At 54.9% G+C, this 13,411-nt stretch carries 11 protein-coding genes; 8 read left to right on the plus strand and 3 right to left on the minus strand.

Features of this window, described 5'->3' with window-relative positions; translation table 11 throughout:
• Window positions 1–13 precede the first annotated feature (13 nt).
• Entirely contained in the window at window positions 14–1,504 is a 1,491-nt protein-coding gene (locus AC6I6N_RS11740) for a Ppx/GppA phosphatase family protein (RefSeq protein ID WP_497943519.1), read from the minus strand.
• A gap of 239 nt (window positions 1,505–1,743) precedes the next feature.
• Between AC6I6N_RS11740 and ppk1 the strand changes: the two genes are divergently transcribed.
• The 5 genes from ppk1 (at window position 1,744) to pstB (ending at window position 7,805) form a co-directional block, all read left to right on the plus strand.
• The gene (gene ppk1 / locus AC6I6N_RS11745) at window positions 1,744–3,816 is read left to right on the plus strand and encodes a polyphosphate kinase 1 (protein ID WP_094195840.1); all 2,073 of its coding nucleotides are present in this window, start codon (window positions 1,744–1,746) and stop codon (window positions 3,814–3,816) included.
• A 97-nt stretch (window positions 3,817–3,913) separates the two neighbouring features.
• Window positions 3,914–4,957, plus strand: a complete 1,044-nt coding sequence (pstS, locus tag AC6I6N_RS11750) for a phosphate ABC transporter substrate-binding protein PstS (protein WP_094195841.1) — start codon at window positions 3,914–3,916, stop codon at window positions 4,955–4,957.
• A 220-nt stretch (window positions 4,958–5,177) separates the two neighbouring features.
• Entirely contained in the window at window positions 5,178–6,116 is a 939-nt protein-coding gene (gene pstC, locus AC6I6N_RS11755; protein ID WP_094195842.1) for a phosphate ABC transporter permease subunit PstC, read from the plus strand.
• Between the two features lie 12 nt (window positions 6,117–6,128).
• A complete protein-coding gene (gene pstA, locus AC6I6N_RS11760) occupies window positions 6,129–6,992 on the plus strand; it encodes a phosphate ABC transporter permease PstA (protein ID WP_094195843.1) in 864 nt (287 codons plus the stop codon).
• 33 nt (window positions 6,993–7,025) lie between these two features.
• Window positions 7,026–7,805 (plus strand): phosphate ABC transporter ATP-binding protein PstB, encoded by a 780-nt coding sequence (pstB, locus tag AC6I6N_RS11765; RefSeq protein WP_108727990.1) that lies wholly within the window; start codon window positions 7,026–7,028, stop codon window positions 7,803–7,805.
• A gap of 355 nt (window positions 7,806–8,160) precedes the next feature.
• Here the strand turns inward: pstB and AC6I6N_RS11770 are convergent, their stop codons facing one another.
• Together AC6I6N_RS11770 and AC6I6N_RS11775 are read right to left on the minus strand one after the other, a co-directional pair.
• Window positions 8,161–9,786 carry an acyl-CoA synthetase gene (locus AC6I6N_RS11770; protein WP_108727989.1) on the minus strand — a complete coding sequence of 542 codons (1,626 nt, stop codon included), beginning with the start codon at window positions 9,784–9,786 and terminating at the stop codon, window positions 8,161–8,163.
• Window positions 9,787–10,056: 270 nt separating this feature from the next.
• Window positions 10,057–10,458 carry a hypothetical protein gene (locus AC6I6N_RS11775; protein ID WP_395029008.1) on the minus strand — a complete coding sequence of 134 codons (402 nt, stop codon included), beginning with the start codon at window positions 10,456–10,458 and terminating at the stop codon, window positions 10,057–10,059.
• A gap of 223 nt (window positions 10,459–10,681) precedes the next feature.
• On the opposite strand from AC6I6N_RS11775, the gene AC6I6N_RS11780 reads away from it, so the two are divergent.
• The 3 genes from AC6I6N_RS11780 to AC6I6N_RS11790 are packed head-to-tail and all read left to right on the plus strand — an operon-like array spanning window position 10,682 to window position 13,255.
• Window positions 10,682–11,230 (plus strand): PepSY domain-containing protein, encoded by a 549-nt coding sequence (locus tag AC6I6N_RS11780; protein WP_108727988.1) that lies wholly within the window; start codon window positions 10,682–10,684, stop codon window positions 11,228–11,230.
• 1 nt (window position 11,231) lies between these two features.
• On the plus strand, window positions 11,232–11,897 hold the full coding sequence (locus AC6I6N_RS11785; protein WP_094195847.1) for a response regulator transcription factor: 666 nt from the start codon (window positions 11,232–11,234) through the stop codon (window positions 11,895–11,897).
• Entirely contained in the window at window positions 11,894–13,255 is a 1,362-nt protein-coding gene (locus tag AC6I6N_RS11790) for a sensor histidine kinase (RefSeq protein ID WP_108727987.1), read from the plus strand. Before AC6I6N_RS11785 ends, AC6I6N_RS11790 begins: the two co-directional genes overlap by 4 nt.
• The last annotated feature ends 156 nt before the right edge of the window (window positions 13,256–13,411 follow it).

A 13,411-nucleotide genomic window follows, 5' to 3' on the forward strand; every position in this document is an offset into this window, starting at 1 on the left:
TAGCGCGTCCTGTTCAGACCAGCTCCAGGCTCAGATCATTGATATCACTTTGCCAGGCCTGTACTTCGGCCAGCAAAGAAGCCTGGGTCAGGGGATGGCTGGCCATCCACTCATGGTCCAGCTGAATCTGGACGGTTTTTCCACGAGTCCGCAGGCTTAGCGGTAAGGTTTCTCTGTCTTCACGGCGGCGCATCAACATGACCGCCAAGCGCAGGCTCAATAATGTCAGCCACCAGGTGTTATTGCTTTCAAAGCGTTTGAGCTTGCCCAGCTTGCCTTGATGACCCAGGCTAAGGAAGCTGAGCAACATCTGATCGTCATTGGAAAAGCCGGGCATATCGGCATGTTCCAGCACATAAGCGGTGTGCTTGTGGTAATCCGCATGGGCAATGCTCAGGCCTACTTCGTGCAGATCAGCGGCCCAACTCAGTTGACGTTGCAACTCCTGTACCTCTGGCGTGTCGGGCAGCTTCAGTTGTCCGAAGAACTGCATGGCAGCGTCGTGCACACGATGCGACTGGCGCGTATCGACCTGATAGCGTTTCATCATTTGCTGCACCGTCTGGTCGCGCTGATCGTGCTCGGACTCTCGACCCAGCATGTCGTAGAGCACCCCTACTCGCAAAGCGCCTTCACCGGGCAACATCTGGCGAATTTTCAGCTCCTGGAAGGCGGCCATCATAATGGCCAGACCGGCTGCCAGCACCGGCGCGCGATGAGGCTTGATACCGCTCAGGTTGCGCATGTCTACCTTGCCATCGTGTACCAGGCGTTTGCGCAGCAACTCCATGCCTTCCAGGGTAATGCCCTTTTTGGACATGCCATTCTCTTGCAAGATAGCAACCAGACCCTTGGCGGTACCGGAGGAGCCATAGGCTTCCTGCCAGCCTGTCTTGCGGTACTGACGCGTAATGCCTTCCAGCTCGCGACGAGCGGTCAGAATCGCATTGTTCATGCGCTCTTCGGTGATCACACCATCGGCAAAGAATTTGTCGGTATAGCTGACACAGCCCATGTACAGGGAGGACAGCAGCAGGGGCTTCAAGCCCTTGCCAATAATCACTTCAGTCGAACCACCACCAATATCAATCATCAAGCGGCGATTGGGGGAGGGGGGCAGTTCGTTGCTGATGCCGGAGAAAATCAGACGGGCTTCCTCGTGGCCGGAGATGACCTCGATGGGAAAGCCAAAGGCTGCCTCGGCAGCCGGCAAAACCTCGCTTAAATTGCGTGCCACTCGAAAGGTGTTGGTGGCCACGGCACGAACACGATTGGGGTGAAAACCGGCCAGACGTTCGTTAAAGCGTTTCAGGATGACGACAGCGCGTTCAATGGCGTCGGGACTGATGTACTTGTCCGGGCCCATGCCGGCGGCAAGTCGGACAGATTCATTAAGGCGGTCAATGGTGTAGATCTGGGCATGACCGTTGTGCTGAACGACTCGTCCAATGGATAAACGAAAGCTGTTGGAGCCCAGGTCCACAGCGGCAAGAAGTTGTTCCATGAGGCATTGCTCGGGATGATTACTGTGCGATTATAAGGACATTAATCATGGGTTTTGTTTCATAAACCGCAAAATTAAGAAAAGTTAGATCAAAAACCTCGCCACAGCGATGGTGTGATGTGTGCAAGTGCTCTGTCTGCTTGTGAGGGGGGTAGCCATGCGTCCAGGTCATCGCACTGTAATATTCATGTAGTAAAAGTCTCACGATCCTTCTTTTTTGGCTTTTTAACGATCTCACCATGCTGCCTTCTCCCGATTCGACCTTGCTAAACCGTGAGTTGTCCTTGCTCAAATTCAATGAGCGAGTGCTGGCCATGGCCGAAAATTCCACTACGCCTTTGCTGGAACGTTTGCGCTATATCTGTATTGTTAGCTCCAATCTGGACGAGTTTTTTGAAATTCGTATTTCCAGCCTGAAAGAACAGATTTTGCAAAATCCTCATCAGGTGGGAGATGATGGGTTTTTGCCTCAACAGGCTTTTGACAAAGTTCAGGCTGCGACACATCAGTTGATCGATAGACAGAACGAGCTGTTGATGGCCGATGTATTGCCCAAGTTGATGGATGAAGGGATCGGGCTGTTGTTGACGGCGCACTGGACGCAGGCTCAACGGGAGTGGGCGTACCAAACCTTTATGCGTGATGTCATGCCTTTGCTCACGCCCATTGGCCTGGACCCGGCCCATCCTTTCCCTCGTGTCTACAACAAAAGCCTGAATTACATTGTTGAACTCAGTGGCGAGGACGCTTTTGGTCGTACTGGCACGATTGCTATTGTGCAGGCGCCGCGTGCCTTGCCGCGTGTGATCCGGGTACCTGACGATATTGCCGGCATTCCCCAGGGTTACATGCTACTGACCTCATTGATCAGTGTTTTCGTGCAGGAGCTGTTCCCTGGTATGGATGTGAAAGGGTGCTACCAGTGGCGTGTTACCCGCAACAGCGATTTGTTTGTGGACGAGGAAGAGGTCACTAATTTGCGTGCCGCCTTGCAAGGCGAGTTGTCTCAACGTAATTTTGGTGCCGCTGTCCGTCTGGAAATCGACCATTCCATGCCCGAGCGTCTGGAACGCTTTTTGCAAAGTGAGTTTTCGCTGGAGGCACCCGACACCTATCGGGTGAGTGGCCCAGTGAATTTGTCGCGTTTGATGCAGTTGTGCAATGTTCCCGATCGCCCTGACTTGCTGTTTGCGGATTACCGAGCCCCCATTCCTGCCCCTTTTGATTCGTCCTTTGAATCACCTGCTCAGTTTTTTGACACGATTGCACGCAAGGACCAATTGCTGCATCACCCTTATCAGTCTTTTCAACCGGTCTTGAGCTTTTTGCGTGCAGCGGCGGCCGATCCAGCGGTGGTGGGTATCAAACAGACCATTTATCGCACCGGTGAGGATTCGGAGTTGATGAATATTCTTTTGTCGGCAGCGCGGGCTGGCAAGGAAGTGACGGTCGTTGTCGAGTTGATGGCCCGTTTTGATGAGCAGACCAATATCAACTGGGCGGCCAAGCTGGAAGAGGTGGGCGCTCATGTCAGTTATGGGGTGGTTGGCCACAAGACTCACGCGAAAATGGTGTTGGTCCTGCGCCGCGAAGCCGGTGTCATTCGCCGTTATGGACATTTGGGCACTGGTAACTATCACCCACGCACGGCCCGCTTGTATACGGATTTCGGGTTGCTGACTGCTAATCAGGAAGTATGCGAGGACATGGATAAGGTGTTTTCCATGTTGACGGGCCTGGGAGCTTGGCGACCGTTAAAGCAACTATTGCAATCACCCTTTACTTTGCATGACAGCATGATGGATCGGATTCAGGCCGAGACCGAGCGTGCTTTAGCGGGTCAAAAGGCCCGGATCATGGCCAAGATGAACTCTTTGCTCGAACCCAAGATCATTCAGGCCTTGTACGATGCTAGCCAGGCCGGGGTCAGGGTGGATCTGATTGTGCGTGGTGCTTGCGCCTTGCGTGCCGGAGTGCCGGGCCTATCGGAAAATATTCAGGTTCGTTCGATTATCGGGCGCTTTCTGGAACACTCGCGTGTTTTCTATTTCTACAATGGTGGCCAGGAAGAGGTTTTTATCTCCTCGGCAGACTGGATGGATCGCAACTTCTTTCGTCGGGTGGAGTTAGGAGTGCCGGTACTGGATCGCAGCCTGAAAAGGCGGGTCATTGCCGAAGCCTTTACCTATGCCTTGCGGGATAACCAGTTGTCCTGGAAAGCCAGTCCGGATGGTACGTATAATCGCATCCGAAGTCGTGGTGCACCGTTCAATTTGCATCAGCATTTGATGCAGCGCCTCGGTGGTGTGTGAAAAATAAGACTGTCATGAACATGTCACATAGCCTGTTTACTATGTCTTCACATACAGGGTGGGCCTGTCATCTGACTATCATCAAGAGGATTTCTCGATGTTAAAACGTGTATTCAACAAGGTAAGTATTGCTCTGGCGTTCAGCGCCTTTGCGGCCACTGCCACAGCTGCAGACGTAACCGGTGCGGGTGCGTCGTTCCCTTACCCTATTTATGCCAAGTGGGCGGCTGAATACGCCAAGCAAACGAATAACCGCGTGAACTACCAGTCGATCGGTTCGGGTGGTGGTCAACAGCAGATTATTGCCAAGACCGTGGATTTCGGCGCTTCGGACGATCCAATGAAGGTCGAGACGCTGGAAAAAGAAAACCTGTTGCAGTTCCCCGCCGTGATCGGTGGTGTGGTGCCTGTAATCAACGTGGAAGGCATTGAGCCTGGCCAGTTGAAACTGTCCGGTAAAGTACTGGCTGATATCTACCTGGCCAAAGTCACCAAGTGGGATGACGCAGCGATCAAAGAGCTGAACCCCGAGCTGACCCTGCCTAACAAGGACATCGTGGTGGTTCACCGCTCCGACGGTTCGGGCACCACCTTTGGTTGGACCAACTACCTGTCCAAAGTGTCTCCAGACTGGAAATCCCAGGTTGGTGAAGGCAAGGCGGTAAAGTGGCCTACTGGTCAAGGTGGCAAGGGTAATGAAGGCGTGGCCGCTTACGTCCGTCAACTGCAGAACTCGATCGGTTATGTTGAGTACGCTTACGCCAAGCAAAACAAGCTGTCCTGGACTCAGTTGAAGAACAAGGACGGTCAGTTCGTCCAGCCAGGTCAGGAAAGCTTTGCCGCCGCCGCTGCGAACGCAGACTGGGCGGGTACGCCTGGCATGGGTGTGATTTTGACCGAAGAGCCTGGTGCTCAATCCTGGCCTATCACAGCAGCGACCTTTATCTTGATGCACAAGGTGCAGGACAAGCCTGAGAGCGGTAAAGAAGTGCTGAACTTCTTTAACTGGGCCTTCGAGAACGGTGCCAAATCTGCTGAAGAGCTCGATTACGTGGCTTTGCCTAAAGACGTGACCGACAAGATCAAAGCGGTCTGGGCTGCTGAGATCAAGTCCAAAGACGGCGCTGCGGTCTGGAAGTAAGATTCGTGTTCAAATACAGGTCAGTTGTAAATTGATCTTGCGAGACGGCCCACCACTAGGTGGTGCCGTCTTTATTATGTAAAAATTACGGTTTTGTCTTGGACGCACCGCGCGTGCCCCGATCGTTTTGCTGGACCTGAACGTGCCTTGGCTGTTACAGAATCCATAAATCGATTGCAGTGCGTTTGTCCCATTCCGGCCTGACCCTTCATCTGTCTACATGAAATCAAATCAGAACGCCTTTATGGACGGCATTTTCAAGAACATGACGCGCTCGTTTGCGTTTCTCGTGTTCATATTGCTGGCTGCCATCTCTATTTCCCTGATCTATGGAAGCCGGGAATCCATTGCCGAATACGGTTTCTCTTTTCTCTGGACGAATAACTGGGATCCGGTCAATAACGAATATGGCGCATTGGTGCCCATTGCCGGTACCTTGCTCACCTCGCTGATTGCGCTCTGTATTGCAGTGCCGGTCTCTTTCGGGATTGCCATGTTCCTGACGGAGCTCTCGCCTGCCTGGCTGCGTCGCCCTCTGGGTACGGCCATTGAAATGCTGGCCGCGATTCCCTCCATTATTTACGGTATGTGGGGCTTGTTTGTTTTCGTGCCCCTGTTCCAGCGCTATGTGCAGCCCAGCCTGATCTCCTTTTTTGATGGGGTGCCCGTGCTGGGTCAGATCTTTGCGGGCCCTCCCTTCGGGATTGGTGTGTTTACCGCCGGTCTGATTCTGTCCATCATGGTGATCCCCTTCATTACGGCTGTGATGCGCGACGTGTTCGAGCTGGTCCCTCCCATGCTCAAAGAGTCTGCCTACGGTTTGGGCAGCACGACCTGGGAAGTGATGTGGCGTGTGGTTCTGCCTTTCACCAAGAACGGGGTCATTGGCGGGATCATGCTGGGCTTGGGGCGTGCCCTGGGTGAAACCATGGCCGTCACTTTTGTGATTGGTAACTCCTTTAACTTGCCCAGTTCGCTGTTCTCGCCGTCGAACTCGATTGCGTCGGCCTTGGCCAACGAGTTTAACGAGGCCGGTGGCATGCAGAAATCCGCCTTGCTGGAGCTGGGTCTGATCCTGTTCCTGATCACCACGGTTGTATTGGCGATCTCCAAGTTGCTCTTGTTGCGTCTGGCCAAGAACGAAGGCACGTCGCGCTAAGGATCACCTACCATGTTTGATAAAAAATCCGCAATTAGTCTGAGCAACCCGATCTACAAACGCAGGCAGGTGTTCAACCGCCTGATGCTGGGGGTGTCTTTTGCTGCTTTGATCTTTGGCCTGTTCTGGCTGTTCTGGATCATCTGGACCTTGATTGAAAAGGGCAGTAGTGCCATGGCCTGGTCCTTGCTGTTTGAAAGCACACCGCCTCCAGGTGGCCAGGGTGGTTTGTTGAACGCCATCGTTGGCAGTGTCATGATGGCGGGCGTTGGTACCCTGATTGGTACGCCTATCGGCATTCTGGCCGGGACCTATCTGGCCGAGTACGGTCAGCGCGGCTGGCTGGCACCAGCAACCCGCTTTCTGAATGACGTGCTGCTGTCGGCCCCGTCCATCATTATTGGTCTGTTCATCTACGCCGTGTATGTGGCCCAGGTGGGACACTATTCGGGTTGGGCCGGTGCGCTGGCTCTGGCCATTTTGGTGATCCCGGTGGTCGTGCGTTCTACCGACAATATGCTGATGTTGGTCCCCAATGGCCTGCGTGAAGCAGCGGCCGCTTTGGGCTGCCCCAAGTGGAAGATTGTGATGTCCATCTCCTACCGTGCAGCCTTGCCCGGTATCGTGACGGGTGTTCTGCTGGCCGTGGCTCGTATTGCTGGTGAAACGGCTCCCTTGTTGTTCACCGCCTTGAACAACCAGTTCATGTCCCTGAACATGAACGCGCCGCTGGCCAACTTGCCTGTGGTGATTTTCCAATATGCTGCCAGCCCCTTTGAGGACTGGAACCGTCTGGCCTGGGCAGGTGCGGTGCTGATTACCTTGCTGGTCTTGGGTATCAATATCCTGGCTCGCAGCCTTTTCCGCCAAAAATAACGTTTTCACGGAGCGCCCTAGTCGGCCAACGCTATGAGTCAAATTATTACCTCCGACGAATCGACCAAGATTGAAATCCGTAACCTGAATTTCTTCTATGGCAAATTCCATGCCCTGCGCAATGTGAACATGTCTATCAAGGAAAAGAAGGTTACGGCCTTTATCGGACCTTCCGGTTGCGGTAAATCCACCTTGCTGCGCACACTGAACCGTATGTACGAGTTGTACCCCGGCCAACGTGCTGAGGGTGAGATCATGCTGGATAATGAAAACCTGCTGACGTCCAAGCAGGACATTTCCTTGATCCGCGCCAAAGTGGGTATGGTGTTTCAGAAACCGACACCGTTTCCCATGAGTATTTACGACAACGTGGCCTTTGGCGTGCGTTTGTTCGAGCGCCTGAGTAAAGGTGAAATGGACGAGCGTGTGGAATGGGCCCTGTCCAAAGCCGCGCTGTGGAATGAAGTGAAAGACAAGCTGCACCAAAGCGGTAACGGCTTGTCCGGTGGTCAGCAACAGCGTCTGTGTATTGCCCGTGGTGTGGCGATCAAACCTGAAGTTCTGCTGCTGGACGAGCCTTGCTCGGCGCTGGATCCGATTTCCACCGCCAAGATCGAAGAGCTGATTGCTGAGCTGAAAGCGGACTACACCGTGGTGATCGTGACCCACAACATGCAGCAAGCAGCACGTTGCTCGGATTACACCGCCTATATGTATCTGGGCGAGCTGATGGAGTTTGGTGAAACTGACCAGATTTTCGTGAAACCGGCTCGCAAAGAAACCGAAGACTACATTACCGGTCGTTTCGGTTAATCAGACGGATGCAGGCAAAGCTGTCTTATGGGGCTTTGTCTGGAGTCTGGTAGCCAGCTATACCCTGGTACGGAATTACCGTCCCCGTATGACAACACCCTAATCCTTGGACAGAAATCTAAGGTTTAGGGTGTTTTGTTGTCCGGGATAGTCAAAAACAAGATTGCTCCAATCCATACGGGTTTACTCATGTGCCGCGTGATGGGGGGCAGCACGGGCAAGCAGTGCTTGAGCCTTGCTCTGTACTTGGTCGATGGGAGTATGGCGCTCACTGAAGCACCATACACTCCTACGTTCAGCATCTGGGCTGATTGCCGCGCTGATCCCACCTCTTTGTTGGGCGATAGCTGAATCGCTACTGACTTAACTTGCGCAAAGCATGACGTATGACTTTGCCCGTGGTGGTCATGGGCAGGGCATCCACAAACTCAATCTGCCGTGGGTATTCATGTGCCGCGACCCGGCGCTTGATGTGCTCCTGAATCTCTTTGACCAGCGCTTGGGAGGGTTCGACCCCTTCTTTGAGCACAATAAAGGCTTTCACCACTTCAGTGCGTTCCGGATCGGGCACCCCTATGACTGCTGCCATCGCCACAGAGGAATGCCCCATCAGGCCATCTTCAATCGGGCCGGGGCCAATCCGGTAGCCGGAGCTGGTGATCACATCATCATCCCGGCCTACGAACTGGATATAGCCGTCCTCGTCCTGCATGCCTTTATCGCCGGTCAGCAGCCAGTCTCCCACAAATTTTTCGCGGGTGGCGTCCGGTTTTTGCCAATAGCCCAGAAACATGACCGGATCGGGGGCTTGCACGGCAATATGGCCTTCGACCCCGGCTTTCTGAATCTGCCCCTGATCATCCACAATGGCGACTTTGTGGCCGGGTACGGCCTTGCCGATCTTGCCGGCCTGACCGGGAAACCAGGCCGAGCAAGAGGACACGATCATATTGCACTCGGTTTGTCCGTAGAACTCGTTGATGGTGATGCCCAGTTCCTGTTTTGCCCAATCCAGTAGCTGCGCACCCAAAGATTCCCCGCCGCTGGCAATGGATTGCAGCTTCAGGGGCCATTGCTCGCGTGACCATTGGCTGCGACGCAACATTTTTAGTGCCGTGGGCGGCAGGAAGGTATGCGTGACGCCGTGTTCAGACATCAGCTTCCAGGTGGCTTGGGCATCGAATTTGGGAAAGCGGTAGGCCAGTACGGGAATGCCGTGATGCCAGGCGGGTAGCAGTACATCCAGCAGGCCGCCAATCCAGGCCCAATCGGCAGGGGTCCACATCAGGCCTTCGCCGGTGGGCAGAAAGTTGTGCGACATCTCCACGCCCGGCAGGTGCCCCAGCAGCACACGATGGGCATGCAGCGCGCCTTTGGCCGAGCCGGTGGTGCCGGAGGTATAGATCAGCACGGCGGGGTCGTCTGCTCGGGTGTTCAGGGTGCGTGGTGCCGGTTCCGGGTGGGCGGCAATGGCTTGCCACAGGGACAGCGCCTGTTCCTGATCCTGCTGGCTGTCACTTTGATAAAGATATTTGAGTTGCGGCAGATGCTCACGCAGTGGCAGCAGCGTCCCCAGTCCTTGTTGATCGGTAATCAAGGTGCTGGCGCCGGAGTCATTCAGGCGATAGCGCAGCGCATCCGTGCCGAACAGGGTGAACAAGGGCATGGCAATAGCGCCAATCTTGTAGGTTGCCAAATGGGCTAGAGCGGTTTCCAGCCCCTGCGCCAAAAAAATGGCGATACGGTCACCTGCCTGTATTCCTTGGGCTTGCCAGGCGGCAGCCAGCGAGTCGGACCAGGCTTTGAGTTGATCGAAGGTGTAGCGTTTGACCTGGCCATCAGGCCCTTGCTGGATCAGGGCAAGACGTCCAGATCCGTCAGCCCACTTGTCGCAAACATCGTGAGCGATGTTGTAGTGTTCGGGGATGGACCAGTGAAATTCCGAGTAGCTTTGCGAGTAAACAGAATCAGCAGACAGCATAAGAGACACGTTTCCCAAAGGTGAAATAGACTTTCATCCTAACCCCTTATGCGGGATGTCCCTATCCGGGCTAGCCAGTAGAAAAAGAAAAACGGCGCCAGGGGATGCGCCGTTTTTCGTCCTGCTTGCTTGCCGCTGCCTTGATGGGAGCGGCAAGGTCCAGCTATCGATTTTGACTGTTAAAACAACAAGGGCTTGTCACTTCAAACGACTGATTGCGAACAGCAACGGCTTAGGGGAAAGTGATACGGATAAGCCGGGATACAAAACTTATTTGGCTTCCTTGCTGGTACCGTCACGGTGTCCGTCGCGGTGGCCGCGACGATGTTGAGCGTCGGTTTTACGTTCGACGACTGTAAAGGCACCGTTTTCGCCTTCGGAGCGGACACGAACGACCTTGCCGTCCTTATCCACCACCATGGCCATGATGCGGTCGCCGCGCTGATGCAGGCTGCCGACCTTGCTGTAGCCTGCCTCTTTCAGACGCTGGTAGGCTGGGCCAATATCGGTGACGTCGTTCGCGGTCAGCGGTTTATGGTCACGGGCCTGACGGGTCTGTTTTTGGGTAGTCTGTGTTTGGGCTGTGCTTGTGGCGTCCTGTGCAATGGCAGCAGTGCCACCCAACAGGCTTGCGCTCACTACCAAGGCAGAAAAGAGGGAAGTGCGTTTCATGTATAGCTCCTTCATGTAATCAAAAAGTGGTGCTGTCAGATTCCTGGGTAGCTTCCTTTTGAGATGGGAAGGTTGATTTGTCCTGTCAGCCTGGTGCCCATTATGGATAGGTGGCTCTGAATCTAAACTGAAGCCGCTGTTCATGTTATGTTCATCCGCAGCTTGCTATATAAGGGGGCGTGGTCGTTTGATCCCTCTTTTTTGTTTGCACCTACCGATTCTCATGACGTCCATTAAACAATCCGCATTGCTGATGAGTTTGGCCGCCGTTCTGACGGCGGTGATGCCATTGGCATTTGCCCATTCCCATGACTCTCCTGACTGCGGCAGCAAAAAGCAGCGGGGCGATTCGTCGTGGGACAGGGATCAGCGTTCGGATTGGTCGGGACATGATTACGTCGGGGATGATGACTGTTTTCGTCGCCTACCCCCGCTACCACCTCCGCCCGAACCTCCCCCGCCTAACGAGCGTTTCGGCCCCAGTCCGTACTGGCCTCCAGGGCCGGCCTACCGTGGCCACGATCAGGCCCGTGAGGCCGTGCGCCGTGGGGAAGCCTTGCCGCTGCGGGAGGTGTTGAAACGGGTGAGGGAAACGTATCCCGGTCGAGTGCTGCGTGTGCAGTTTGAATATGACGAACGCGTTGATCTGTGGGTGTATGAGTTACGCATGCTGGTTGACGACAACCGCCTCCTGCGCCTGAAAGTGGATGCTTTGACCGGCAAGGTGCTGCGTGTGCGTGGTGTGAAACGTTCGCACTCCCGAGGACATTGATATGCGGATACTGGTTGTTGAAGACGAACCTACCTTGGCAGCGCAATTGCAACAGGCGCTGGAGCGGGCGGGCTATGCCGTTCAAGTCGCTCATGATGGCGAGCAGGGGCATTACCAGGGCGAGGTTGAAGCCTTTGACGCAGTCGTGCTGGATCTGGGCTTGCCAGGCATGGACGGGGTATCGGTATTGCGTCGCTGGCGCGCTTCGGACATTAATATGCCGGTGCTGATTCTGACGGCCCGCAATGACTGGCACGACAAGGTTGAAGGCATGGATGCCGGTGCTGACGACTACGTGGCCAAGCCCTTTCACATGGAAGAGTTGCTGGCCCGTATGCGGGCCCTGCTGCGCCGTGCGGCGGGGCAGGCGAACCCGCGTTTGCAGTTGGGTAAATTGGAGCTGGATGCGCGCTCGTCCTCGATCAGTTGTGCGGGCATGGTTCTGTCTCTGACCAGTCATGAATACCGCTTGTTGGCATTTATGATGCATCACCCCGGTCAGGTTTTGTCACGTACCCAGTTGACTGAACATATTTACTCGCAAGACTTCGAGCGTGACTCCAATACCATCGAGGTGTTTATCGGTCGTTTGCGCAAAAAGCTGCCCCCCGGCTACATCGAAACGGTGCGAGGCATGGGCTACCGTCTGGTGGACCCCGAAGCATGATTGCCTGGCGGGGTCACTCCATTTTGGGTTCCTTGCGTGGCCGCTTGCTGCTGGGGACCTTGGCCTGGATTCTGATCAGTATTGTGCTGGCCGGCTTGGGCTTGAATCGCCTGTTTCAAGACCATGTTTATCGTCAGTTCGAGCAGCGTTTGCAAACTCATCTGGACCAGATCATGGCGGATGTGAATCTGGACAATGCGGATGGCGTTACCCTGCAATCGCGTCTGAGTGATCCTTTATTTGAACAACCGTATTCCGGCATGTACTGGCAGATTGCCCGCCAGGAGGTGGGCAGCGATCAGTGGAGCGTCGTTTTGCGGTCAACTTCTTTGTGGGACGAAGCCCTGGATGTGAATGCGCCTGATACGCCCAGTGGCGTTCTGTCACTGACCGGCCCGGAAAAGCAGCGACTGGTGGTGCTGCGTCAGGAGCTGGACGAGGTTAACGACAAGGGCCAAAGCTTGCAGATCATGGTGGCGGGCAAGCGGGAGCTGTTGGCCGAGCCCTTGGCCCGTTTTGAGCGGATTCTGTTCCTGTCTCTGGGCGGTTTGGCCGTGGGTCTGATTCTGGCGGCGATCTTGCAAGTGGTGCTGGCCTTGTATCCCTTGCATCTGTTGCGACGTCGTTTGCTGGATGTGCAAGAAGGCCGTGAGCCGCAAGTTGGCGGTAGTTTTCCCAGCGAAATTCAGCCCTTGGTGGATGATTTCAATGCGGTGCTCAGTGCCAATGCGGGCATGGTGGATCGTGCGCGGGCGCAGGCTGGAAACCTGGCCCATGCCGTCAAAACCCCGCTAACGATTATGGGTAATGCAGCCCAGGCAGAAGATCCGCATTTGGCGGCTGTGGTTAGCGAGCAGGTGGCCTTGGCCCAGCGTCAGGTTGATCACCACTTGTCTCGTGCACGGGCCATGGCGGTAAGAGCCATTGGCGTGCGTACCGATGTGTCTGCCTGTCTGCAGTCCCTGTGCCGGGTGATGGGACGTTTGCACAAGGATAAGCAGATTCATCTGGATGTGTCCGAGCAGGAATTGGTCTTTAAAGGCGAAGAGCAGGATTTGCAGGAGATGGCCGGTAATCTCTTGGACAACGCCTGCAAATGGGCCACACAAAATGTGTGGTGTCAGGTGTGGCAGCAGGACAATGTGCTGCATCTGGTGGTGGAAGATGATGGCCCTGGCCTGGACCCGGAGCAGCTTGAGCGTGTGTTTGGCCGAGGTCAGCGTGCGGATGAACGGCACCCTGGCTTTGGTTTGGGATTGGACATTGTGCGTGAGCTTGCGCGCAGCTATCAGGGCAAGGTGCAAGCCAGTGTGTCGGAGAAAGGTGGTTTGCGCCTGGATTTGACCTTGGCGAGTTAAGGTAGGAAGCTTGGGTGCCAACACCAACACCAACACCAACACCAACACCAACACCAGTGTCGTTGAGGGTAGAGGCGTCTGGGGCTGGCAGATTGAGTGGCTGGTGCTAATAGGGTCAGGTGGTGGTAATGGCTTGATCATCCATGAAAAACGCCC

This window comes from Alcaligenes sp. LTN-3 (assembly GCF_059735605.1).